Annotated in this window: 20 protein-coding genes and 1 tRNA gene; 10 read left to right on the top strand and 11 right to left on the bottom strand. The window is 68.6% G+C overall.

What is annotated here, in order from left to right; translation table 11 throughout:
• Nucleotides 1-118 precede the first annotated feature (118 nt).
• Nucleotides 119-403 (top strand): tyrosine-type recombinase/integrase, encoded by a 285-nt coding sequence (locus AC1DCG_RS19065; protein WP_477031276.1) that lies wholly within the window; start codon nt 119-121, stop codon nt 401-403.
• A gap of 82 nt (nt 404-485) precedes the next feature.
• Here the strand turns inward: AC1DCG_RS19065 and AC1DCG_RS19060 are convergent.
• Nucleotides 486-562: transfer RNA gene (locus tag AC1DCG_RS19060), tRNA-Arg, on the bottom strand.
• 283 nt (nt 563-845) lie between these two features.
• Between AC1DCG_RS19060 and AC1DCG_RS19055 the strand changes: the two genes are divergently transcribed.
• The 7 genes from AC1DCG_RS19055 (at nt 846) to AC1DCG_RS19025 (ending at nt 9506) form a co-directional block, all read left to right on the top strand.
• A complete protein-coding gene (locus tag AC1DCG_RS19055) occupies nt 846-1988 on the top strand; it encodes a sensor histidine kinase (protein ID WP_477031275.1) in 1143 nt (380 codons plus the stop codon).
• The gene (locus AC1DCG_RS19050) at nt 1985-2344 is read left to right on the top strand and encodes a response regulator (protein WP_477031274.1); all 360 of its coding nucleotides are present in this window, start codon (nt 1985-1987) and stop codon (nt 2342-2344) included. Before AC1DCG_RS19055 ends, AC1DCG_RS19050 begins: the two co-directional genes overlap by 4 nt.
• Before the next feature lie 69 nt (nt 2345-2413).
• A complete protein-coding gene (locus AC1DCG_RS19045) occupies nt 2414-3337 on the top strand; it encodes an alpha/beta hydrolase (RefSeq protein WP_477031273.1) in 924 nt (307 codons plus the stop codon).
• Between the two features lie 104 nt (nt 3338-3441).
• Nucleotides 3442-3807, top strand: coding sequence for a DoxX family protein (locus tag AC1DCG_RS19040; RefSeq protein WP_477031272.1), 366 nt, complete (start codon nt 3442-3444; stop codon nt 3805-3807).
• A 260-nt stretch (nt 3808-4067) separates the two neighbouring features.
• Nucleotides 4068-6170 (top strand): TonB-dependent siderophore receptor, encoded by a 2103-nt coding sequence (locus AC1DCG_RS19035; protein WP_477031271.1) that lies wholly within the window; start codon nt 4068-4070, stop codon nt 6168-6170.
• 85 nt (nt 6171-6255) lie between these two features.
• The gene (locus AC1DCG_RS19030) at nt 6256-7584 is read left to right on the top strand and encodes a PepSY-associated TM helix domain-containing protein (RefSeq protein ID WP_477031270.1); all 1329 of its coding nucleotides are present in this window, start codon (nt 6256-6258) and stop codon (nt 7582-7584) included.
• Between the two features lie 101 nt (nt 7585-7685).
• Entirely contained in the window at nt 7686-9506 is a 1821-nt protein-coding gene (locus tag AC1DCG_RS19025) for a beta-L-arabinofuranosidase domain-containing protein (protein WP_477031269.1), read from the top strand.
• Nucleotides 9507-9600: 94 nt separating this feature from the next.
• On the opposite strand, the gene AC1DCG_RS19020 is transcribed toward AC1DCG_RS19025, so the two are convergent.
• Nucleotides 9601-10017: a DUF1801 domain-containing protein gene (locus AC1DCG_RS19020; protein WP_477031268.1), complete on the bottom strand. Its 417-nt coding sequence runs from the start codon at nt 10015-10017 to the stop codon at nt 9601-9603.
• A 151-nt stretch (nt 10018-10168) separates the two neighbouring features.
• On the opposite strand from AC1DCG_RS19020, the gene AC1DCG_RS19015 reads away from it, so the two are divergent.
• On the top strand, nt 10169-11236 hold the full coding sequence (locus AC1DCG_RS19015) for a helix-turn-helix domain-containing protein (protein WP_477031267.1): 1068 nt from the start codon (nt 10169-10171) through the stop codon (nt 11234-11236).
• A 182-nt stretch (nt 11237-11418) separates the two neighbouring features.
• Here AC1DCG_RS19015 and AC1DCG_RS19010 read toward each other — a convergent pair whose 3' ends face one another.
• Together AC1DCG_RS19010 and fdxA are read right to left on the bottom strand one after the other, a co-directional pair.
• Entirely contained in the window at nt 11419-11922 is a 504-nt protein-coding gene (locus tag AC1DCG_RS19010; protein ID WP_165257075.1) for a CarD family transcriptional regulator, read from the bottom strand.
• Nucleotides 11923-12238: 316 nt separating this feature from the next.
• A complete protein-coding gene (gene fdxA / locus AC1DCG_RS19005) occupies nt 12239-12580 on the bottom strand; it encodes a ferredoxin FdxA (protein WP_058349269.1) in 342 nt (113 codons plus the stop codon).
• 270 nt (nt 12581-12850) lie between these two features.
• Between fdxA and AC1DCG_RS19000 the strand changes: the two genes are divergently transcribed.
• Complete coding sequence (locus tag AC1DCG_RS19000; protein WP_477041607.1) at nt 12851-14932, top strand: putative bifunctional diguanylate cyclase/phosphodiesterase; 2082 nt, start codon at nt 12851-12853, stop codon at nt 14930-14932.
• 3 nt (nt 14933-14935) lie between these two features.
• Here AC1DCG_RS19000 and AC1DCG_RS18995 read toward each other — a convergent pair whose 3' ends face one another.
• The 7 genes from AC1DCG_RS18995 to AC1DCG_RS18965 all read right to left on the bottom strand — a co-directional run bounded on the left by AC1DCG_RS18995 (nt 14936) and on the right by AC1DCG_RS18965 (nt 22817).
• Complete coding sequence (locus AC1DCG_RS18995) at nt 14936-15064, bottom strand: hypothetical protein (RefSeq protein ID WP_276611510.1); 129 nt, start codon at nt 15062-15064, stop codon at nt 14936-14938.
• Nucleotides 15065-15066: 2 nt separating this feature from the next.
• Complete coding sequence (locus AC1DCG_RS18990) at nt 15067-15624, bottom strand: TetR/AcrR family transcriptional regulator (RefSeq protein WP_165257071.1); 558 nt, start codon at nt 15622-15624, stop codon at nt 15067-15069.
• The gene (locus AC1DCG_RS18985) at nt 15621-15968 is read right to left on the bottom strand and encodes a DMT family transporter (RefSeq protein ID WP_477031265.1); all 348 of its coding nucleotides are present in this window, start codon (nt 15966-15968) and stop codon (nt 15621-15623) included. The genes AC1DCG_RS18990 and AC1DCG_RS18985 overlap by 4 nt, the downstream gene beginning before the upstream one ends.
• Nucleotides 15969-16201: 233 nt before the next feature.
• On the bottom strand, nt 16202-16813 hold the full coding sequence (locus AC1DCG_RS18980; protein WP_477031264.1) for a TetR/AcrR family transcriptional regulator: 612 nt from the start codon (nt 16811-16813) through the stop codon (nt 16202-16204).
• Nucleotides 16814-16994: 181 nt separating this feature from the next.
• A complete protein-coding gene (locus AC1DCG_RS18975; protein WP_477036901.1) occupies nt 16995-19907 on the bottom strand; it encodes a TonB-dependent receptor in 2913 nt (970 codons plus the stop codon).
• Between the two features lie 118 nt (nt 19908-20025).
• Nucleotides 20026-20688 carry a class GN sortase gene (locus AC1DCG_RS18970; protein ID WP_477031262.1) on the bottom strand — a complete coding sequence of 221 codons (663 nt, stop codon included), beginning with the start codon at nt 20686-20688 and terminating at the stop codon, nt 20026-20028.
• Entirely contained in the window at nt 20685-22817 is a 2133-nt protein-coding gene (locus AC1DCG_RS18965; RefSeq protein ID WP_477036900.1) for a marine proteobacterial sortase target protein, read from the bottom strand. Before AC1DCG_RS18965 ends, AC1DCG_RS18970 begins: the two co-directional genes overlap by 4 nt.
• Between the last annotated feature and the right edge of the window lie 175 nt (nt 22818-22992).

Below are 22992 nucleotides of genomic sequence, written 5' to 3'. Positions count from 1 at the left end.
CCTCCGGGCAGCTGAATCTCACGCGGCTCACCCGGCGGCGACGCGCTGCGCTAGCTGATGGCTACGCGCCTCGCCGCCAGCCCAGGACAACCAACAGAGGGGTCAATTTTGGACGCCGATAGGGGGTCAATTTTCAACGCCGTTTGACAAGCCGTTCTCTGCGAAAGGCTTCGGGAATTGGGTGATCGCGGCAGCACGGGAAGCAGGTCTGCCCAAAGGGCGCAGCGCCCATGGGCTGCGCAAGTCTGCTGCGAGGCGATTAGCTGAGGCTGGGTGCACCGCGCACCAGATCGCCGCCATTACGGGTCATCGATCGTTGAAAGAAGTTGAGCGCTACACCCGGGCGGCCGATCAGCGTGTCAGCGCTGAAGAGGCGATACGCAAAGTCCAAAGCACTAAGTAGGAACGAAAACTGTCTAACCGCCCAGGATTGTTAGACAAAATTACATTCAAGGGTTTGAAAAATATGCAGAATTTTCCGCACCTGGCGGCCCGGGAGGGACTCGAACCCCCGACCTTCGCTTTAGGAAAGCGCTGCTCTATCCTGCTGAGCTACCGGGCCGCTTGCGCGGCGGAGAGGGTCCATAGCGCATGTTGCGCCGGGTGCGAAGCCTGACCGTCGCGGCGGCGCGGCGGATTGTCGCAAGGGCGCGGGGCGGAAACTGCTCAAGGCGCCGCTTCAAAGCCTTGATCTGGTTCGACTGTGCGTCGTCCGGAAGACTCTGTTAACCTTCCCGGCAACCGTGAGTAGATGCGTGCGTAATCACGCCTCTTGTTGTTGTCTTCCCCGCGCGTGCTAGGCTCGGGCCCCAGTGGATACGCGAGCGTCCTTTCGTATGTTGGATATGGCCGAGCACGACCTGTCGGACGGCGAAGACGATTCCGCCCTTCTGACCCTGGTCGAAACGATCGAGGAACTCTCGGCCACCCGGACCATCGATGAGGTGGCCGCGGTGGTGCGCTCGTCCGCGCGCCGAATCTCGGGGGCTGACGGGGTAGCCTTCGTGCTGCGCGACAACGACTGCTGCTGGTACCTGGACGAGGACGCGATCGGCCCGCTGTGGAAGGGCAAGCGCTTCCCCCTGACAGCCTGCATCTCGGGCTGGTCGATGCTGAACCGCCAGACGGTGGTGATCCCCGACATCTACCAGGACGACCGCATTCCGCACGACGCCTACCGCCCGACCTTCGTCAAGAGCCTGGTGATGACCCCGGTGCGCACCCGCGACCCGATCGCGGCGCTGGGCGCCTATTGGGCCAATGAGCACACGCCGCCGCCGGAGATCGTGGCCAAGCTGCAGGTGATGGCCCGCGCCACCGCGGCGGCGCTGGAGAGCGGCCGGCTGCACGCCTCGCTGAACAAGGAGCTGGAGCGGCGCACCTTCCTGATGCGCGAGCTGGACCACCGGGTGAAGAACACCCTGGCCTCGGTGCAGTCGATCGCCAGCCAGACCCTGCGCACGGCCGCCTCGCCGCAGGCCTTCAACGAGTCTTTCGAATCGCGCTTGCTGGCCCTGTCGCAGGCCCACGAACTCCTGACCAAGCAGGCCTGGGGCAAGGCCCACCTGCGCGAGATCCTGGCGGCGGCCATGCGCCCGTTCGGCGGGCTGGAGGACGGTCGCTTCGTGGTCGAGGGGCCGCCGATCGAGATCACGCCCGAAGCGGCGGTGGCGGTGCACATGACCCTGCACGAACTGATCGTCAACGCCGCCAAGTACGGCGCGCTGTCGGCGCCGGCCGGGAAGGTCTTCGTCACCTGGCGCGTCGAGGACGAGGGCGGCGCCCATCCCACCTTCGCCCTGGAATGGCGCGAGCGCGGCGGCCCGCTGGTGGCGCCGCCCGAGCCCAAGGACGAGGGTTTCGGCTCGCGGCTGATCCGCCGGGGCCTGTCGCGCGACCTGGGCGGCGCGGCCGTGCTGGACTTCGCGCCCGAAGGCCTGACCTTCACCTTCCGCGCGCCCCTGTCGCAAAGGCTGGCTGCGGCATGAGCGGGCGTCGGATCATGATCGTCGAGGACGAGGCGCTGGTGGCCATGATGGTCGAGGACCTGCTGACCGACCTCGGCTGCGAGGTGTCGGGCTCGTTCGGCGCCGTGGGCGAGGCCCTGGCCTATCTCGACGGCGGCAAGTCGTCGCTGGACGGCGCGGTGCTCGACATCAACATCGGCGGCGAGATGGTGTTTCCGGTGGCCGAGGCCCTGCGGGCCAAGGGCGTGCCGTTCGTCTTCGCCACTGGCTACGGGGCCCTGCCGCGCAAGGGCTTCGAGGACGTCACCGTGCTGTCCAAGCCGATCAATTTCGGCCACCTGCGCGACGCCGTGCACGGGTTCGGCCAAGCGGCCTGACGGGCCGCGCGCCGGAAAATCATCGGGACGGCGTTAGTCCTGGCGACACGTCTCGCCGGAGCAGCCCCCGTGACCAAGATCCTCGCGTTCGGCCTCGTCGGCCTCGCTCTCGCCGCCGGCCTGGCCGTGGCGCCCGCGGGCGAGGCGGGGCCCTTGCGTGATCGCATGCGCGAGCGGATGGCCCAGCGCCTGCAGGACCGGCAGGCGGAGGAGGCGCGGCCGCTCGACCTGCAGGCCATCGCGCCGGGCGCCCGCAAGCTGGAGGTCCGCTACGGGACCTCGGCCAAGCAGGCGATCGACGTCTATGTTCCGCCGGGCGCGCAGGGCGCGCCGGTGCTGGTCATGGTCCACGGCGGGGCCTGGAAGATCGGCGACAAGGCCAACAGCGGCTCGATCGAGAACAAGCTGAAGCACTGGCTGCCCAAGGGCTACGTGTTCGTCAGCGTCAACTATCGCCTGCTGCCCGAGGCCGTGGCGGAAGGGCAGGCGCAGGACGTGGCGGCGGCGATGCGGCTGGTCCAGGCCCGGGCCGGGGAGTGGGGCGGCGACCCCAAGCGGATCGTGCTGATGGGCCATTCGGCGGGGGCGCACCTGGCCGCCCTGCTGTCGGCCAGGCCCGACATGGTCGGCCGGCCGTGGGCCGGGACGGTGGTGCTCGATTCTGCCGCCATGAAGGTCTCCACCGTCATGGAGCGGCGTCATCCGGCCTTCTATGACGAGGCGTTCGGCGCCGATCCGGCCGGCTGGGCCAGGGTCTCGCCGATGGACCAGTGGACGCGCTCGGCCGCGCCCATGCTGCTGGTCTGCTCCAGCCAGAGGCCCGACAAGCCGTGCGACGAGGCCAGGGCCTTCGCCGACCTGACGGCGCGGGCGGGGGTGACGACGCCGGTGCTGCCGCAGGCGCTCAGCCATGCCGACATCAACCGAACGCTGGGCCTGCCCGGCGCCTATACCCAGGCGGTCGACGCCTTCATCGGCGACGTCCTTAAGTAGCCGCGGGGGTCTTCGCTCGCGTTGACCTCAACCGTGGTTGAGGTTTTAGAGGCTTCGTCGGTCAAGCGCTCCCATGGGGGAGCCGCGCCCCTGGAGCCGACGCCATGCCCCTTTCCCTGCAACGCCCACGCTGGGTTCCAATCCTGGCCTGGCTGCTGGCCGGCTTCTTCGTGTTCGGGGCGATCGGCAATCTTCTGGCGCCGCCCGACATCGCCGCCAGCTACCGTCGCTGGGGCTATCCGGACTGGTTCCACGTCGTGACCGGCGTGCTGGAGCTGGCGGCGGCCGCAATGCTGCTGCTTCGACGGACGCGAGCGGCGGGGGCCGCCCTGGCCGCCGGCGTGATGGGCGCGGCGGTGCTGACCGTGCTGCTGCACCGCGACCTTGGCCACCTGCCGCCGCCGCTGGTGGTGCTGGCGCTGTCGGCGCTGGTCGGCTGGGGCGCGCTGCGCGGCGGCGGGCGGTCCTGAGATCGGATCGCCAAGGGTTCGAAAAGGTGTCGCTTCCGACGCAATCCGAACTCTTGCGGCAAGGCTTCGGCATGAGGGCGACACGCTTCGCCAGCCATAATAGGTAGCGCTAACCGCCTGCAACTTTCCCGCGCCGTGGCGGAAAGGACGCAGGCGGGGGTGGAAAACGGCGAGCCTTCCGAGGCGGGTTTGACTCGGGCGGGGCGGATGACTAATCGCTTTTGAGAATCATTATCGTTCTCGAAATGTGAGCCTCCCCGATGCCCCGTTCCCTGCGCGCCTTCCTCCTCGCCGCCGCCATGAGCCCGGCCGTTCTGGCCGGCATGGCCCATGCCGACGAGGCCCCGGCGGACGCGTCTGCGGACAGCAATGTGGACGGCGTGGTGGTGACCGGCGCCCGCGCCCGCTCGACCGGCGCGACCGGCCTGGATCTCAGCCTGCGCGAGACGCCGCAGTCGATGACCATCGTCGGCCAGCAGCAGATCCGCGACTTCGCCCTGACCAGCGTCACCGACCTGCTGGACCGCGTGGTGGGCATCAATGTCGAGCGGGTCGAGACCGACCGCACCTACTTCAACGCCCGCGGCTTCGACGTGACCAACTTCCAGGTCGACGGCGTGGGCCTGCCCCTGAACTGGGGCATCCAGTACGGCGAGATCGACACCATCCTGTTCGACCGCGTGGACGTGGTGCGCGGCGTCAACGGCCTGACCACCGGCGTCGGCAATCCTTCGGCCACGGTCAACTACATCCGCAAGCGCCCGATCGCCGGCTTCCAGGCCTCGGCCGCGGCCCAATACGGTTCCTGGAACGACAAGCGCCTGGAGGCCGACGTCTCGGGCTCGCTGAACGCCTCGGGCACGCTGTCGGGCCGCCTGATCTACGCCAACCAGGACCGCGACTCGTATCTCGACCACTACAAGGTCAACCGGAACGTCTATTACGGCGTGCTGTCGTGGGACCTGACGCCGAAGCTGAACGTCACCGGGGGCTATTCGCAGCAGGACAACCTGGCCGACGGCGTGCTGTGGGGTGCCCTGCCGCTGAGCTTCTCGGACGGCACGCGCATTCCCTACAAGCGCTCGGCCAGCACCTCGGCCGACTGGACCTACTGGGACGTCAACGACAAGACCGCCTTCGTCGAGGCGACCTACCTGTTCGACAACGACTGGAGCGCCAAGGCCACCTACACCCACAAGGACGTCGAGCAGAACGCCAAGCTGCTGTACGCCTCGGGCTATCCGGACAAGACCACGGGCCTGGGCATCGGCGGCTTCGTCGGCCACTACCCGTCGGAGTCCAAGCAGGATCTGGCCGACGTGACCTTCAACGGCCCGGTCTCGCTGTTCGGCCGCAGCCACCAGCTGGTGTTCGGCGCCAGCTACGCCGAGCAGACGCGCGAGGACTTCGCCTCGTCGGGCACGACCTATCCGGCCTATCCGTCGGTCTATGACTGGGGCAGCGTCGCCGAGCCGACCACCTACACCGACCTCTATTCGGCCGCCCAGATCAAGGACCGCCTGACCCGCGTGTTCGGCGCCGCGCACCTGAACTTCACCGACCGCCTGAAGGGCGTGGTGGGCTTCAACGCCGTCGAGCAGAAGACGTCGGGCACGTCCTACGGCGTCGACCAGGGCCGCACGGTCTCCAAGACCAGCCCCTATGCCGGCCTCGTCTTCGACCTGACGCCGCACGTGTCGCTGTACGGCAGCTACACCGACATCTTCAATCCGCAGGCCGAGGTCGACGCCAGCAACCGCAAGCTCGACCCGGTGCAGGGCGAGAGCTTCGAGGCGGGCGTCAAGAGCGAGTGGTTCGGCGGCAAGCTCTACGCCAGCGCCGCGGTGTTCAAGGTCGAGCAGCAGAACCTGGCGACCGCCGCCGGCACGTTCGGCGTGGGCGATCCGGGCCCGGTGGGCTTCACCTACTACACCGGCGTCGACACCACCTCGAAGGGCTACGAGCTGGAGATCAGCGGCATGGTCACCGACCGCTGGCAGGTCAGCGGCGGCTGGACCCAGCTGGAGCTCGAGGACAAGGACGGCAATGACGCCCGCACCTTCCTGCCGCGCAAGAGCCTGAAGGTCTCGACCACCTACAGCTTCCCGCAATGGCGCAACGCCAAGGTCGGCGCGGCGCTGCGCTGGCAGGACGAGATCTCGGGCCTCGACACCTTCGTCGTCACCCAGAAGGCCTACGCCGTCGTCGACCTGATGGGCAGCGCCGACCTGGCCGACAACGTCAAGGTCACGCTGAACATCAAGAACCTGTTCGACGAGACCTACCTCAACAGCGTGATGTGGGGGCAGGCTTACTACGCCGCCCCGCGCAACGCCTCGGTCCGTCTTGACTATCGCTTCTAAGAATCATTCTTAGGAATACCTTCCAGGAGCCGGCGCGACCGACCGCGCCGGCTCTGCTTGGTTCCGAGCAACCGGAGGCGGCCGAATGGACGCGCGCAATCTCGACACGCCCTACGCGCCGCCCGCCGCGCAGCCGGTGCGAAAGGCCGCCGGCGCGGCCAAGGCCGTCCGCGCGGCCGTGCGGCCGACCCTGACCTTCATCCACCGCTGGGTGGGTCTGATCATGGCCGGCTTCCTGTTCATCTCCGGCGTGACCGGCGCGGTGATCTCGTGGGACCACGAGCTGGACGACGTGCTCAACCCGCACCTGATGCACGCCAGGTCGGACGGTCCGGCGCTGCCGACGCTGGACATCGTCAAGGCGGTCGAAGCGCGCGATCCCCGGGTGATCGTTTCCTACTTCCCGCTGGTGGCCGAGCCGGGCGAGACCCTGGCCATCGGCGTCGACGCCCGCCAGGATCCCAAGACCGGCAAGCACTACGAGCTGGGCTACAATCAGGTGTTCATCGACCCGGCGACGGGCGTCGAGCAGGGGCGGCGTGAGTGGGGCGCGGTCTGGCCGATCAAGACCGAGACCTTCGTCTCGTTCCTCTATGTGCTGCACTACACCCTGCACATTCCCGAGTTCTGGGGGATCGACCGCTGGGGCATCTGGCTGCTGGGCGTGATCGCGGTGCTGTGGACGCTGGACTGCTTCGTCGGCTTCTACCTGACCCTGCCGGCCAGCGGGACGAACGGGCGCAAGCCGGCCAAGAGCTTCTGGAGCCGCTGGAAGCCGGCCTGGCAGATCAAGACCAAGGCCAGCGCCTACCGCATCAACTTCGACATCCACCGGGCGTTCGGCCTGTGGCTGTGGGGCGTGCTGTTCGTGGTGGCCTTCACGGCCTTCTCGCTGAACCTCTACAGCGAGGTGTTCTATCCGGTGATGTCGAAGATCTCGAAGGTCTCGCCGACGCCGTTCGACACCCGCGTGCCCACCAGCCACGACAACCCGATCCTGCCCAAGCAGACCTACGAGACGATCATCGCCAAGGCGCGGGCCGATGCGCAGGCGCGCGGCTTCACCGCCCCGGTCGGCGGGGCCTTCTATTCGGCCCACTACGGCATCTACGGCGTGGCTTTCCACAAGGTGGGCGACGACCACGGGGCCGGCGGCGTGGGTCCGCCCTACCTCTACTACGACGGCGCCGACGGCCGCTACCTGGGCGAGCGCCTGCCCTGGAAGGGCACGGCGGCCGACATCTTCGTCCAGGCGCAGTTCCCGCTGCACTCGGGTCGGATCCTGGGCATCCCCGGCCGCATCCTGATCTCGCTGACGGGCCTGGTGGTCGCCGCGCTCAGCGTCACCGGCGTGGTCATCTGGCTGAAGAAGCGCCGGGCCCGGGTGCTGCGGAAGAAGCCGGCGGCCGCTTAAGGTCGCCATTCCCGTTACCGCTCCCACTTGCGATCGGGGGAGCGCTCCTGCCACATGGCGACCGCCTGCGAAGCAAGGTCTTCGTGGGCGGGGAGGGGATCATGTTGAACCGTCGCGGTTTCCTGGCGGCCGGCTGCTGCGCCGCCTGTGCGTCTCCGGCCTGGAGCGCGAAGGGGGGCAAGGCCGAGCCGGCGCTCTCGACCTTTGCCTATGACCGCGTGCGGCTGGGCTCGGGCAAGATGCTGGACCAGCTGGACTGGCAGCACCGCCTGTTCATGGGGCTGGACGACGACCGCCTGCTCAAACCCTTTCGCCAGCGCGCGGGCCTGCCGGCGCCCGGCGAGGACATGGGCGGCTGGTACGACGACAGCGCCGATTTCCATATCGACGTGAACGACTGGAGCACGGCCAACTGGCACGGCTACATCCCCGGCCACAGCTTTGGCCAGTACGTCTCGGGCCTGTCGCGCTATGTCGCCATCACCGGCGACGCGGCCACGCGCGAGAAGGTGCGGGGGTTGGTGGTGAAGTACTCGCAGGCCATCTCGCCGCGCTTCTATGAAGGCTACATGCTGCCGGCCTACACCTACGACAAGATCCTGATCGGCCTGATCGACGCGTATCGCTACGCCGACGTGAAGGAGGCGGCGGCCGCGCTGGATAGGACCACCGACGCCGTGCTGCCGGTGCTGCCCGAAAAGGCCCTGACCCGCGAGGAGCGCCGCCTGCGCCCCCACTCCAGCGAAGCCGAGATCTGGGACGAGCCCTACACCCTGCCAGAGAACCTGTTCCTGGCTTGGCGCCTGGGACTGGGCGAGCGCTATCGGACGCTGGCCCTGCGCTACATGCAGGACGAGGCGCTGTTCGACCCGCTGGCGCGCGGCGAGAGCCCGCTGGCAGGCAAGCACGCCTACAGCCACGTCAACGCCCTGAACTCGGCGATCCAGGCCTGGTACGCGACCGGCGACGAGAAGTACCTGAAGGCCGCCCGCAACGGCTTCGACTTCGTGGCCAGGCAATCCTTCGCCACCGGCAGCTGGGGACCCAACGAGGAACTGGTGGGGCCGGACGACACCGAGACCCTGCTGAAGTCCCTCACAGAGACCCATCGGACCTTCGAGACGCCGTGCGGCGCCTACGGCCACTTCAAGATCGCCCGCTCGCTGCTGCAGATTACCAAGGACTCCCGCTACGGCGACAGCATGGAGCGGGTGCTCTACAACACCATCCTGGGCGCGCGTGACACCACGCAGAAGGGCGAGACCTTCTACTATTCCGACTACAGCGACACGGCGTCGAAGTTCTATCGCGACGAGCTGTGGCCCTGCTGTTCGGGAACCTTCATCCAGTTGGCGGCCGACTACGGGATCAGCGCCTACCTGCAGGACGGCGCCAGGCTGTACGTGAACCTCTACGTTCCCTCGCGCCTGCACGCCGAGGTCGGCGGCTTGGCCGTGAGGCTGGATCAGCAGACCACCTATCCGCTCGACGGGGACACGCAGATCGCCGTTGATCCGGCCCGGCCGGGACGGTTTTCGCTGATGCTGCGCGTTCCGGCCTGGGCGGGGCCCGGCAGCCGCATCCTGATCAACGACCGTCCGTCGGGCGTGGCCGCGCGGCCCGGAACCTTCGTCGAGCTGAACCGCGTCTGGAAGCCGGGCGACAAGGTGGTGGTGGACTTCGACATGGCCCCGCGGCTGGAGCCGCTGAACGCGGCCCATCCCCAGGTGGTCGCCTTGATGAGCGGTCCGCTGGCGCTGTTCCCGATCGGCCACGGCGAGGTGGCGATGACCAGGGCGCAGTGGCTGTCGCTGGAGCGCGAGGCCGACGACGCCTGGCGGGCCGGGACGGTGACCTTCAAGCCGTTCATGGCCATCGGCGACGAGGGCTACCGGCTCTATGGCTGGTTGGTCGAGGGATAGGCGTTCAGCGCTGTGAGTGGTCCCCGCCCTTCGACCGGCTCAGGGTGAGGACCATTTGCAGGCAAAACTTCATCCTGAGCTTGTCGAAGGAGGCCTAGCAGGCGGTATGGCCGCTGCGGGTCCAGGCGGCCGAGGCCTCGGCGATCTGGCGCAGCACGGCCAGGTCGATGTCGGCCAGTCGCTTGACGTAGACGCAGGCGACGCTGCTGCGGTGCTTGCCGAGCTTCGCCAGCAGCGCCTCGCGCTCGGGAAAGTCGGAGGCGAAGTACAGCACCAGTTCGGTCTTGCGCGGCGAGAAGCCCAGCAGCGGCCAGTCCATCGGCTTGGCGCCGCCGGTCGAATAGGATCCGAAGCCGACGATCGACGGCCCCCACATCACCGCCGGCGCGCCGGCGATCTCGGCCAGCAGGTCGCGGACGACAGCCGCGTCGGCCTGGCGAACGGGCGGCGAGGCGGCCAGGAAGTCGTCGACGCTGGCGGTCGTGGGACGGGTCTTGGGCTCTGCGGCCATGGCGGGGCTCCGGTGAGCGGGCCAGAGTGGTTGTGATCTGGGCCGGCGCCAAGATCGGCGGCGGCGCCGATTGAGACGGCTGGTCGAAAGTCGCCGCGGCCGGATAGCGTTAAAAGAGAGCAGGGCCGCAGCTTGGCAACGGGGGTGACGAATGCCGCAGGGCGTTCAGCAGGATCGTCTGCCGCATCTGGCCGCGCGCATCGGCGCCGACTACGCCGACAGTTTCGCCGCCTGCCGCGAGCTGCTGGCGATGATGTTCGAGCTGGATGCGCCGTCGCCCGAGGGCCGCATCGGCTACGCCATGGACTTCGACCTCTATGACTATGGGCCTATCAAGCTGGGCGTATCTCGCGGTCCGGCGTCGGTGATGGTCCGGACGCCCCAGCTCGTCGCGCGGACGGGCGTCGATCAGTTTCACGTCCAATACTATCGGCGGCATGGCTTCGTCCTGACCCTGGATGGCGCCGACCAGGAGGTTCGGCCGGGCGACATCTGTATGCTCGACCTGTCCCGCCCGGCCGCCTTGCGCGCCGAGGGGATCGACAATCTCTCCGCCATCGTCGCGCGGGACCTGCTGTCGCCGCTGCTGGCGGACGTCGGCGACGTCCATGGGCTGGTTCTTCGCCGTGACAGTGAGGCCGGCGTGGCCATTCGTGAGCACCTGGACGAGATGTGGCTCCGAGGTCCCGAGCTGACGGTGGAGCAAGGTCTGGCGTGGAGCCGCTCCACCGCGGCCCTGCTGGCCGGCGTCGTGCGGGCCAACACCCAGAGCCGGGCGGCGACCCGCGCCGAGCTGCGCAGGAGCCAGTTCCGCGCCATCCGCCGACGCATCGACCGGGACCTCGGCGATCCGGCCCTTGGTCCGGCCGCGCTCGCCAGCCAGTTCTACGTGACCCGTCCGACACTCTACCGGATGTTCGAGCCCTATGGCGGCGTCGGGCGGTACATTCTCGGGCGGCGGCTGACCGGCGCGTTTCGCGATCTGTCGGATCCGTGCCTTGGGCGCGAGCCGATCGCCGCGGTCCTTCGGCGCTGGGGCTTCGAAAACCACACCGCCGCCGGACGCGCCTTTCGCGCGGCGTTCGGCATGACGCCGTCCGCCTGCCGATCCCAGGCCCCGGCCGCTCGCGCGACCGGCGCAGCTGCGACCTTCGATGTTCCGTCCGAGATGCCGGCGAACATCAGGGCGTTCCAAGGCGGTCTGGCGTCGAACGCGTGAAAGCCCCGCCGGTGAGGACGGGCTCGCTGTCCGGATCAGGCGAAGTCTCGACCTGCACCGGCGGCGCATCGGTCGAGCGCAGGCGGCGCAGCAGGATCTGGGCCGGAAGGGGCGTCGCCCAACGAAAAACGCCCCCGGCCAGGCCGGGGGCGTCTTCGAAAACGTCGTAGGGTGAGGAGGCCTTAGGCCGCCTTGACCAGCGACTTGGTCAGGATGCCGATGGCGGCTTCGCGGTCGATACGCTCGATGGCGGCGACTTCGCGGGCCATGCGGTCCAGGGCCGATTCATAGAGCTGGCGCTCCGAATAGGACTGTTCCGGCTGGTTCTCGGCGCGGTGCAGGTCGCGGACCACCTCGGCGATCGAGACGAGGTCGCCCGAGTTGATCTTGGCTTCGTATTCCTGGGCGCGACGCGACCACATGGTGCGCTTCACGCGGGCGCGGCCCTTCAGGGTGGTCAGGGCCTGGCTGACGACGTCGCCTTCGGCCAGCGGACGCAGGCCGGCGACCTTGGCCTTCTTGGTCGGAACGCGCAGGGTCATCTTCTCGTGGTCGAAGGTGATGACGTAAACCTCGAGCGACATCCCGGCCACTTCTTGGGTCTCGATGCCCTGAATCGTCCCCACGCCGTGGGCGGGATAGACGACGTGATCGCCGACCGAGAATTCCAGACCGCTCTTGCTCATTCGTTCGTCCTCATAAAATTGGGCTTGCGCCCAAAACGCCGTTTCCAAACATCCCAAAAGGCGATAGCAACCCGACCGTCGGAGAGGCGGGGCCAAGTCGGATCAGGATTTGGAGTGTCTCTTAAGTCACCCTTCGCCTTCGATCGGGCGAGCCGTTGGAACGGCTGTCGTCTTCCACGAGACATGCAGGTGCGAGGCCGCACCCGTCACGTCGAGGGCGACAATAGCATAAAAATCAGCCTCATGAAAGGCTTGCGACCCCAACCTGGGGTATGGCGGCCCGAATCCGACCGCCAAACGCCGGATTTTGCGTGGATCAGGAGCCCTTGCCGGGCTTTTCGCTGAAGTACTTCTCGAACTTGCCGGTCTCGCGCTCGAAGTCGGCGCGGTCGGCCGGCGGCTCGCCCTTCACGGTGATGTTCGGCCAGACCTTGGCGTATTCGGAGTTGATCCGCAGCCACTTCCCGTCGGCGTCGTCCTCGGTGTCCGGCTTGATGGCGTCGACCGGGCATTCCGGCTCGCAGACGCCGCAGTCGATGCATTCGTCCGGATTGATCACGAGGGTGTTCTCGCCCTCGTAGAAGCAATCCACCGGGCACACCTCGACGCAGTCCATGAACTTGCAGCGGATGCAGGCGTCGGTGACGATGTAGGTCATCGGAACTTGGCGGCTTTCTGGGACGGACGTAACGCGGCCGCGTTTTCGGAGCGACGGCGCCGAATGTCAATGCGGCGCCGTGCGCGGGACCCGCAGGATTTCTCATGGCGCCCGCAGGACGACAGGCAAAATCGTCGCCAACCGGGCCATGGGTCGGGTTTTCGACGCTGCAGAACGAGGTTCGTCGAAAGATACCTTTTCTTATGGAAGAGCGTTTCACTGTGCGGTTGAGGATGCGTCCAAGAACAACGTCGGGAAGCCGACAGCAGAATGCTCTCCATGGCCCTTAAGCCCGCGCCGTCCATGGCGGCCGAAGACATCCACGCGCAATTGCGGCTTCGAATGGCCTCGTTCGAGGCCTTCGTCGCGCACGCGCCGTTCGCCGCGGCGCTGATCGACCGCAGCGGCCGGCTGGTCGCCGTCAGCCCCGAGTGGCGCGAAGAGGCGCTGACCCCCGATCTCCAGCCCGGCGAGGCCTTCGCCCGCTGCCTGATGAACCTGGAGGACGTCGAGAGCCTGGAACGCTGCCTGGCCTCGGGCGAGCCGTTCTCGCGCTACCGCGCCCAGGTCAGCGACGGCGTGCAGCGCATCTGGCGCAGCGAGTTCGCCGCCTGCCGCAGCGACGAGGGCGTGATCTTCGCGGTCATGGTCACCGCGCGCGACGTCACCGGCTACGCCCAGACGGCGCTTCGGGCCGAGCGCAACGAGCAGCGGCTGAAGCTGGCGCTGGCGCTCGACGACCTGATGGTGCGCGAGGTCGATCTGAAGACCGGCGAGGTCTATGTCTCGGGCACCTGTCCCGAGCTCGAGAAGTGGTGCCTGTTCGACCRCGATCCGCTGGAGATCGTGTACGAGGACGACCGCGAGCGCATGGCCCAGATCATGCGCGCCCGCCGCGACGGCGAGGCGGCGGTGTTCGAGTTCCGCCTCAACCGCGACGACGGGGTCGAGACCTGGGTGCGTTCGGTCGGCAAGCGGTTCCTGGGCGCCGACGGCAAGCCCGAGCGGCTGGTCAACCTGTTCAAGGACATCACCGACCGCCGCCGCCAGACCGAGGCCGTCGAGAACCTGGCCTTCCGCGACCCGCTGACGGGTCTGCCCAACCGCGCCTACTTCCAGCGCAAGTTCCAGGAGGCGGTCGACGCCTCGGAGATGGTCGGCGAGATCTTCGGCCTGATCATGATCGACGTCGATCACTTCAAGGACATCAACGACACCCTGGGCCACGACGCCGGCGACGCCCTGCTGCGGCGCCTGGCCGACGTGCTGCGCCACGCCTTCCGCTCGGGCGACACGGTGGCCCGTCTGGGCGGCGACGAGTTCGCGGTGATCCTGCGGGGCCTGCACGGCGAGGGCGACATGCTGCGGCCGATCAAGTCGCTGCAGGACCTGCTGCGCCAGCCGATCCAGCACGGGGGGCGCAGCTTCTCGGTCAGCGCCAGCATCGGCGCCGCCCTGCACGGCGATCCCGACGCCGACCCGCACCACATCTTCAAGAACGCCGATATCGCGCTCTATCGGGCCAAGGACGAGGGGCGCAACCGCTCGATCCTGTTCGACCCGTCGATGCGTTCGGCCCTGGAGCAGCGGCTGGAGCTGCTGCGCGACGTGCGCGCGGCGATCGAGGCCGACGAGTTCATCCTCTACTACCAGCCGGTGATTGACCTGGAGAGCGGCTCGGTGGCCGGGTTCGAGGCGCTGATGCGCTGGGCCCACMCCGAGCAGGGCGTGCTGACGCCCGACCGCTTCATGGCCGCCTTCGAGGACCAGGACCTCTCCCTGAAGCTGGGCGAGGTGGCCTTCGAGACGGCGCTGAAGCAGATGCGCGACTGGCTGGACGCCGGGATCGAGTTCGGCCGGGTGGCGGTCAACATCTCGGCCGCCCAGTTCCGCTCCGGTCGCCTGGCCGAGGAGGTGCAGGAGCGCCTGGCCCGCTGGGGCGTGCCGTGCGATCGCCTGACCATCGAGGTCACCGAGACGGTCTATATGGGCTGGGCCTCGGACGTGGTCAGCGACACGGTGCGCAAGCTGCACGCCGCCGGCGTGATGATCGCGCTCGACGACTTCGGCACCGGCTACGCCAGCCTGGCCAACCTGCGCCAGTTCCCGATCGACCGCCTGAAGATCGACAAGGGCTTCGTCCAGAACGCCGAGGACGCCGCCATCGTGAAGGCGGTGATCACGCTGGGCTCGTCCATGGGCATGAAGGTGGTCGCCGAAGGCGTCGAGGACCGCGAGCAACTGGACGCCCTGGCCGCCTATGGCTGCGACCAGGTGCAGGGCTATCACTTCAGCCGCCCGATGCCGCCCGAACGGGTGCCGGGCTTCGTCGACGGGTTTTCGGCGGGGTAGGCGTCAGGCCGCCGCCGGGGTCTCCAGCGGCGGTTCGGCGGGAGGCTCTCGCGGCGCTTCCGGCTGGGGCGCGGACGCGTCGGCGGGCGGCGTCTCCGGCAGCAGCGCCCAGTGCAGGCGAAGGAAGGCCATGGTCAGGTTTCCCGGGTCATGGCGATCAGCCGGGCCTGCAGGTCCTGCGGGGTCTCGCTGCCGTGGTCGCCTTCATGCAGCACGCGGGCGAACCAGTAGCCGTCGGCGGCCAGACGCACGACGCGCAGGCGCGGGTCGGAATCGGTGTCGGCGTGGCGCACCAGGCGCTCGTCGATCCAGCGGCCCCAGCGGTGGCGCAGCGCCGGGTCGGTGACCATCGAGATGGTCAGGGCCTGGCCGCTGAGCGCCTGGTCGCAGCATTCGAAGGTCGAGACCACATAGGCGCGGGTGAAGCAGCCGTGACCGCTGTCTTCGGCCATCAGCCGGTCCAGCGCCTCTTCCATCTGCTCCAGCATGAAGTCGAAGACGGCGTCGATCAGCACCTGCTTGTTGGCGAAGTGGTGGAACAGTCCGCCCTTGGTGACGCCGGCGCGTTCGGCCACCGCCTGGACGGTGATCCCGCCCAGGCCTTGCTCCTCGGCCAGGGCGACGGCGGCCTCCAGCAGGGCGCGGCGCACCTGCTCGGGCTGTTTGGGGCGATTGTAGGCGGTGACGTTCATCCGTGACCCAGGGTGCGCGAGAACAGTTGGGCGACGACCACGCCGCTGACGATCAGGCCGATGCCGATCATCGCCGGCAGGTCCAGCATCTGGCGGAAGAGAACCGCGCCGATCACCGCCGTCAGCACGATCCCGACCCCGCTCCAGATGGCGTAGGCGATCGCCAGCGGCATGTGCTTCAGCGCGATCGACAGCAGGAAGAAGGCCAGGGCGTAGAGCCCGGCCGTAGCCAGGCTGGGCAGCAGTTTCGTGAATTGCTCGGACTTCTGCAGAAAGGTGGTGCCCGCTACCTCGGCGGCGATGGCGCCGGCGAGCATGGCGTAGGCGGAAGCGGGGACGGACACGGAAGACCTCGGCTAGGGAGGTTTGTAAGATACCGTCTGGTTGGTTTGTTTTCAAGTGTGCAAGTGATCCTTCTCCCCTTGCGGGAGAAGGTGTCGACAAAGTCGACGGATGAGGGGTTTCTCAAATGAAGAACGCCGCGACAGCGGTCAGGCTGGCGCGGCGTTGAAGGTCTGTGCGACCCCTCACCCGATCTCCCTGCGGGAGGCCACCCTCTCCCGCAAGGGGAGAGGGATCATAGGCAGAGCAGTCGCCGCACCACGAACTCCAGCATCTGCGGGGTCAGCGGGCGGCGGGTGGCCTGGTTGTTCATGGCCAGGCCGCTGAGGACGTCGATCACCAGGTCGGCGTCGGTGTCGGCGGCGATGTCGCCGCGGGCGATGGCGCGTTCGACGACCTGGCGGTTGTGGGCCCGGCGGCGCTGGAAGTCTTCCTGTCCGTTCTGGAACAGCTCGGGTCGCACCCGGCTCTCGGCGATCAGGAAGCTCATGCACGGGCCGACGACGGGGTCGTTGTAGAGGTCGACCATCGCCTGGCCCAGCGCGACGAGGTCGCCGACCACGTCGCCGGTGTCGGGCAGGCTCTCGAACAGGAAGGCCTCGTTGAAGGCCTCGCCCACCGCCTGCATCGGCGTGGCCCAGCGGCGATAGAAGGTGGCGCGCGGGGCGCCGGCCTTGTCGCAGATCTTCTCCAGGGTCAGGCCCGACATGCCGTGCTGGGCCAGCACCTCCAGCGAGGCGCGCTTGAGGCGGCGCTCGACCTCGGGGTCGCGCGGCCGGCCGGGGCCACGGCGCTTGGCGGGCGGTTCGGAAAGGGTCTCGGGAGGCGGGCCGGGCTCGAAGTCCATGGGCGCACCCTAGAGCGCATTTGCGAACGATGGTCAAAAAAAGCGGCGCATCCGGGGAGGATGCGCCGCCGAGCCGCGCGGTACTGGGAAGGTTGTCCGCGCGAAGCGAGGATTGGGAGGTTTTTGTTCGTCGCGTGGCGGGCGCCGAAACCGCTCACACTTTCGGCCGCCACGCTCCTGATCAGAACTTGCCGCGGATCCCGAGCATGATCTGGCGGCCGGGCTGGTAGTAGGTGTAGGCGGCGCTGTCCCACTGGAACGGGCTGCGCTGGGCCTCCTCGGTGATGTTGATGACGTCGAGGCTGACGCGCGGCTGGGTCGGCAGCTTGTCGAACTGGTAGCTGGCCGACAGGTCCCATTGCCCGCGGGCGTCGGTGTTGATGGTGGCGACCGGGATGCCGTTCTGGCCCGGGCCCGACGAGATCTGGGCGTCGTTCCAGACGTAGGACAGGCGCACGGTGGCGCCGTGCTTCTCGTAATAGCCGGTGACGTTGTAGGTCCACGGCGAGATGCCGACGGCCTGGGCCGGCGCGCCGTTGCCGCGCGCGTTCTGCTCGACGTGGGTGGCGTTGGCGGTGAAGCCCGCGCCGTCGAGCAGGAAGTCCAGCGGCTGCACCCAGGTGACTTCCTGGCCCAGGATGGTCAGCACGCCGTCGGCGTTGACCTGCTGCTGCACGGTCACCGTCGCCGCGTCGGGGCCGCCGCGGTTGTTGATGGCCTGCTGCTGCAGGTTGGTCAGCTGGTCGAAGGGCACGCCCAGCTGGCTGAACGGGATGGTGTTGGTCCCGTTGACGGTGAAGCCGGTCAGCTCCTTGCGGAACAGGGCCACGCCGATGTAGCCGGCGCCGCCGGTGTACCACTCGCCGCCGATGTCGAAGTTGTTGGACGTGTAGGGCTGCAGGTTCGGATTGCCCTGGTTGGCCTGCTGGGCCGAGGGGTCCGAGAAGGTGGTGCCCGGCAGCATGGCGCTGGGGTTGGGACGGGTGACGGTGCGCGAGGCCGAGGCGCGGACGATCAGGTCCTCGCGCAGGTTCCAGGCCACGTTGAACGACGGCAGCAGGCCGTCGTAGTTGCTGGTGCGCGACAGGAACGACAGCACGCCGTTGACGGTTTGCGGGCCCTCGATCGTCTGGTCGGTGGAGTAGTAGCGGGCGCCGAGGTTGAAGCGCAGGTCGCGGTCCAGCACCTGGGTCGCGCCGTTGACCTCGACATAGGCGCCGGTGGTCTTTTCCCGGATCAGGCCCGAGGCTGCGCCGGTGGCGGCGGCCGCCGAGAACGGGGCGCTGTCGAGGAAGGCCTGATAGTTGCTGTCGGCGAAGAACCGGTCCTTGTCGAGGGTGATGAAGCCCAGCGGACCCTGCTTGATGTAGCTGGCGAGGTTGGCCTGCGGGATGGCCGAGCCGGCGCGGCCGTCGCAGGCCGGAACCGGGGCGGGAACCGGGCTCTGCGGCGTCACCCCGCCGCCGCCGCAGGTGAAGGCCTGCCAGCGGGCGGAGTTGTCGAGCGCGGTGATGGTGCGGCCGACGTCGTCATAGGCGACGCCGAACTTGAAGTTGGTCCCCTTGTCGTCGCCCAGGGTCAGGTCGAAGTGGGCGCCCTTGGTCTGGGTCACGCGCTTTTCGGCCTGCACGTTGACGCGGCCGCCGGCCCACACCCAGCCCAGCGACGGGTCGTTGAGGTCCTTGTTGGCCTTGATCGACGGATAGTCGCCGCCGCCGTTGGCGTAGGTGACGTTCAGGCCCGAGTTCAGCGGGGTGTTGAACAGCACCGTCGGCGCCTCGCGGAAGAAGACGCTGCGGCTCCAGTTCACCTGGCCGTCCAGCTTGATCCAGTCGTTGGGGCGCCAGGTGAAGCCGGGGTTGAGGTTCAGGACCTCGACGTCCTCCTCGTAGGGACGGTACTCGAGGAAGAACTGCGAGTTGAGGAAGGTCCCTTCGGTGACCACGCCCTCGCCGTTCACCTTCACGCCCACCGGGACCATGAAGTTGGAGTTGCGCACGACCCAGTTCATGTCGATGCGCTCGAACGAGCGGCTGCCCTTGGAATAGAGGGTGTCGAAATAGACGTTCAGCTGGTCGTTGGGACGCCACTCGGCCGACAGGACATAGGAGTCGCGGTCGCGCTCGCCCGAGCTCCAGCTGTCACGGCCAAGGCGCGGAAGCTGGGCGTCCGAAAGCTGCTGCAGGGTCGTGCCGGGGTTCAGCGAGGCCAGCAGGGCGTTGTCGATCGCCTGGCCCGGCGTCAGGCCGTTGGAGCTGACGCCCGCCGGCACGGTCGAGGCCCAGTTGAAGTTATTGCCGCCGGTCACGTTGCAGCCCGTGCAGGTCATGTTGGCGTTCGACCAGCCGACGCTCTCGAAGCCGGTGGTGGTGCTTTTGGTGCGGGCGATGGCGACGCCGCCCAAGAGGCCGAAATCGCCGATCGGGGTCTCCCAGGTCTTGGAGGCGATCAGCGAGCCGCGCGGGCTGATGTCGTCGGCCTGGTTGTTCTTGCCGGCCTGCAGCGAATAGATCAGCTGGCCGCCTCCCTTGTAGTCGAAGGGGCGGGCGCTGCGCATGTTGACCACGCCGGCGACGCCGCCCTCGACCATGCCGGCGGTCGGTGTCTTGTGCACGTCGAGCCGGGTGAAGAGCTCGGTGGGGAAGAGGTCGAGGTCGACCTCGCGGTTCTGGTTCTGGCTGTCGGTACGGCCCGACGAGGCCACCGCGATCTGCGAGCCGTTCAGCAGGATCTTGGTGAAGTTGGTGCCCAGGCCGCGGATCGTGACGTTCAGGCCCTCGCCGTTGATCTCGCGGGTCAGCTGCACGCCGGGGATGCGGTTGAGGGACTCGGCGATGTTGAGGTCGGGGAACTTGCCGATGTCCTCGGCGAAGACGGAGTCGGTGAAGGCGACGCTTTCGCGCTTGGCGTTGGTCGCGTCGGCCAGGCTCTTGCGATAGCCGGTGACGACGACTTCCTCGACGGCTTCGGGCTCGGCGGTCTGCGGCGCGGGCGCCGTCTGGGCCAGGGCGGGCAGGGCGACGAGCGCGGTGGTCAGGCAAGTGGCCCCGATCAGGACCTGGCGGATTCCGCGCGTGCGGTGGCTGGACGACATCTCTTCACTCCCCTGGCGCTTGTGGCTCTTGCGCTTTTCCTCACGACCGCCGCCGTCCGCCGTTGCGCGGCGATACGGGTGGTAGCGGTCACAGGAGTGAACGGCTACGAGGTAAGGCCTATCGTGTCAAGGTGGTCATACCTTTGCGAGCGGTTAGGTCGGACAAGGTCAAGCTTGTCTCTACGGGGCGGGCCCAGACCACGTAGCGCATCGGGCCGCTGACCTTCGCGTCCAGCGGCCAGCAGGTGGCCAGGGCCAGGCCCCGTCCCGGGGCGCGGGGATCGACGCCCGACGCGTCCCAGCGCACGACCCTGGCGCCGGTCACCTCGAAGCGCGCGACCTTGCCGTCGGCGCGCTCGACCAGGATCGGGTCGCCGGGGCGGACCCTGGCCAGGACGGCGAAGTGGGTGTCGCGATGGGCGGCGTAGACGGCGGTTCCCCGGTCGCCGGCCTTGGGCGTGCCGGCCACGTGGCCGGGACCGAAGGCCAGGGCCTGGCCGCTGGCGCCGTCCAGGGCGATGACCCGCTCGCCCTGGCGCGGAAAGACGATGCGCGCCGTCGGCCAGGTGTCGGCCCAGCTCCAGGGCCGCACCGGCGCGCCGCCCTGGCGGAGGCTCTGATCGAAGGCCCGCTCCAGCAGCACCTGGGCCAGGGCCGCCTTGGCGTGGATCCAAAGGCCCTGGCCGCAGAGCACAAGGCCCAGGCTCCCGGCCGCCAGGGCCGGAAGCAGGAAGGGGAGCCGCCGACGGGCGGCTCCCACGATCATCGCCAGCCGGCTCACGCCGCGGTCCTTCGCCGGCCCAGGGCCCAGCCGCCGGCCCCCAGGACCAGGGCGAGGGCCATCAGGCCAAGGCCCGCCAGGATCAGCATCGGCGCGTCGGTGGCCGTCTGCGGCAGGTCCAGCTGCGCGATCTGCTGCTCGGGATCGGCCGGGGCGTCGCCGGTTCCGGTCGAGGCCTTGCGGTTGAACAGGGCGTCGAAGTCCCAGCCGGCCGGCAGGTTCAGCGGCAGGTCGCTGCGCAGCAGCGGGGCGCTGGCCGGGCGGGCGGGGGTCTTGTCGACCGCCACCAGGCTGGTCTGGCTGGTCACCAGGCCATGGTCGAGGCCCAGTTTCAGCACCCGCGCGTCGGCCTCGTCCTCGGTGATCTGCGCCAGGGTGCGGGCGACCTCGGCGTCGGTGATCTTGCGCCGGGCCCACAGCTTGGAGATCCCCTTGCCGGCTTCGGCGTCGCGCAGGCGCAGGCGGGTCTCCCAGGGGCGGCCGTCGATGAACCCGCCGATCGTCACCACGCCGTCCAGGTCGTCGACGCGCGCGGCCAGGGTGACCGGCTCGCCGCGATAGAGGTCGGGCAGCACGGCGGGGGCGGCGTCCGAACCCGCGCCCTCGAAGCGGGCGACGAGATTGGTGGCCACCGGGCTTTCCAGCTTGTCGAACAGGGTGCGCATGGCCGTCTCGACCTCGTCGGTCGATCCGATGTGGGTGAAGGTCCCGCGGCCCAGTTCGGCGGCGCGGCCCATCAGGTAGGTGTTGGGGGCCGAGCCGATGCCGACCATGAACACCTTGGAGCGGCCGCGACCGGCGGTGATGGCGTCGAACAGCCCCTGTTCGTCGCTGATCGCGCCGTCGGTCATGAACACCACCTGGCGCACGCGGCTGTCGGCGCGCCCGTTCTCGTCGCGCAGAGCGGCGGCCATGGCCGGGACCATCTCGGTGCCGCCGGTGGCTTCCAGGCCCGAGACGAACTTGCGGGCCTTGGCCAGGTTAGCCGTGTCGGCGGCGACCGCCCCCTCGAACAGCACGGTCAGGGTGTCGTCGAAGCGCACGACGTTGAAGCGGTCGGCGGGCTTGAGGTTGGAAAGGCCGTACAGCAGGCTGGCCTTGGCTTGGCGCATCGACTCCCCGCCCATCGAGCCGGAATTGTCGATGACGAAGATGATGTCGCGGGCCGACGGCGGCGCGGCGCGGGCGGCGATCGGCGGGGTGACCTGGGCCAGCACGTAGTGGGCGCCGGCGACCTTCTCGCGGAACAGGGCGACGCCGGGCGCGGCCATCGGCACGGGCTTCCAGGTCAGGACGAAGTCACGGTCGGCCGGAACCTGGCCCCTGGCCAGGGTGATGACCTTGCCGCCCTTCTCGTCGCGGACGTCGACGGCGTGGCTGGCGCTGGTCACCGCGCCCAGCGGGAAGCCGGCGCGCAGGCGCACGGTCACGGTGACGGGGTTGATCGCGCTGGCGACCTTGGGGTCGACGATCGTGGCGCGGCTTTCGGGGCTCGGCGCCGTTCCGGGCGAGGCGTAGCGCGGGGCGACGACCAGCGGCAGGCGCAGCGAATATTCGCCGGCCGAGACGGCGACGGGGGCCTGGTACTCGATCTGCACCAGCACCGTCTCGCCGGGCGCGACGTTGGCCACGGCGTTGGTGAACATGTTGGGGCGGTTCTGCTCGACCAGTGCCGCCTTCTTTCCCTGCGCCTTGGCGGCGTCGTAGATGGCCTGGGCCTCGGCGCGCTTCTTGATCTCGCCGACGATGACCTTCTTGCCGACCACCATCTTCAGGGTGTCGACCGCGCCGTCCTGCGGCAGCGGATAGACATAGACGGCCTCGACCCAGTGGCCGGTGTCGTTGCGGAAGGCCTGGGTGACGCGGCCGCGCACGGTCAGGCCGCTGACCGTCATGTCGATGTCGGTTCCCAGGCGCACGGCCTCGACCACCTGGTCGCCGCCCTTGGCGCGCATGATCAGGCCGCCCGCCGCCGGCTCGGCGCTTTCGGCGGCGCGGCCGGTTCCGGCCAGCGCCACGAGCAGCAGCAGCCCCAGGGCGAAGGCTTCGCAGAGGATGGCGAACCAGCGGTGGGGGCGGGCGCCGGAGGCGACGCGGGGCTTGGGCGCGCCGACGTCTTGAGCGGACATGGAAGGATCTCCTTGGGGCTCGAAAGCAGGTGATCTTCCTTGTGGTCACAGGCCGGCGCCGTCGCGAGCGGCGGGATTTGCATTCTTCGTGAGGGATCCGTGCAGCTTGTCCGCAGGCAGGCTTGCCGCGCCCGGTTCGGCGCCGCAGTGTGCGGAAATGTGCGGATTCGTGAGG

It is taken from the genome of Caulobacter sp. 10L414 (assembly GCF_056395525.1).
The sequence above is the reverse complement of the archived record's forward strand: the minus strand, read 5'-3'. Positions and strand labels throughout refer to the sequence as shown.

Excerpts from the sequence above, each read along its gene's own strand:
- AC1DCG_RS19055 (WP_477031275.1), top strand. The coding sequence starts at position 846 with ATGGCCGAGCACGACCTGTCGGACGGCGAAGACGATTCCGCCCTTCTG.
- AC1DCG_RS19035 (WP_477031271.1), top strand. The coding sequence starts at position 4,068 with ATGCCCCGTTCCCTGCGCGCCTTCCTCCTCGCCGCCGCCATGAGCCCG.
- AC1DCG_RS18965 (WP_477036900.1), bottom strand. The coding sequence starts at position 22,817 with ATGTCCGCTCAAGACGTCGGCGCGCCCAAGCCCCGCGTCGCCTCCGGC.
- AC1DCG_RS19020 (WP_477031268.1), bottom strand. The coding sequence starts at position 10,017 with ATGGCCGCAGAGCCCAAGACCCGTCCCACGACCGCCAGCGTCGACGAC.
- fdxA (WP_058349269.1), bottom strand. The coding sequence starts at position 12,580 with ATGACCTACATCGTCACCGACGCCTGCATCCGCTGCAAGTTCATGGAC.
- AC1DCG_RS18990 (WP_165257071.1), bottom strand. The coding sequence starts at position 15,624 with ATGAACGTCACCGCCTACAATCGCCCCAAACAGCCCGAGCAGGTGCGC.
- AC1DCG_RS19010 (WP_165257075.1), bottom strand. The coding sequence starts at position 11,922 with ATGAGCAAGAGCGGTCTGGAATTCTCGGTCGGCGATCACGTCGTCTAT.
- AC1DCG_RS19050 (WP_477031274.1), top strand. The coding sequence starts at position 1,985 with ATGAGCGGGCGTCGGATCATGATCGTCGAGGACGAGGCGCTGGTGGCC.
- AC1DCG_RS18995 (WP_276611510.1), bottom strand. The coding sequence starts at position 15,064 with ATGGCCTTCCTTCGCCTGCACTGGGCGCTGCTGCCGGAGACGCCGCCC.
- AC1DCG_RS19015 (WP_477031267.1), top strand. The coding sequence starts at position 10,169 with ATGCCGCAGGGCGTTCAGCAGGATCGTCTGCCGCATCTGGCCGCGCGC.
- AC1DCG_RS19025 (WP_477031269.1), top strand. The coding sequence starts at position 7,686 with ATGTTGAACCGTCGCGGTTTCCTGGCGGCCGGCTGCTGCGCCGCCTGT.
- AC1DCG_RS19030 (WP_477031270.1), top strand. The coding sequence starts at position 6,256 with ATGGACGCGCGCAATCTCGACACGCCCTACGCGCCGCCCGCCGCGCAG.
- AC1DCG_RS18980 (WP_477031264.1), bottom strand. The coding sequence starts at position 16,813 with ATGGACTTCGAGCCCGGCCCGCCTCCCGAGACCCTTTCCGAACCGCCC.
- AC1DCG_RS18975 (WP_477036901.1), bottom strand. The coding sequence starts at position 19,907 with ATGTCGTCCAGCCACCGCACGCGCGGAATCCGCCAGGTCCTGATCGGG.
- AC1DCG_RS19040 (WP_477031272.1), top strand. The coding sequence starts at position 3,442 with ATGCCCCTTTCCCTGCAACGCCCACGCTGGGTTCCAATCCTGGCCTGG.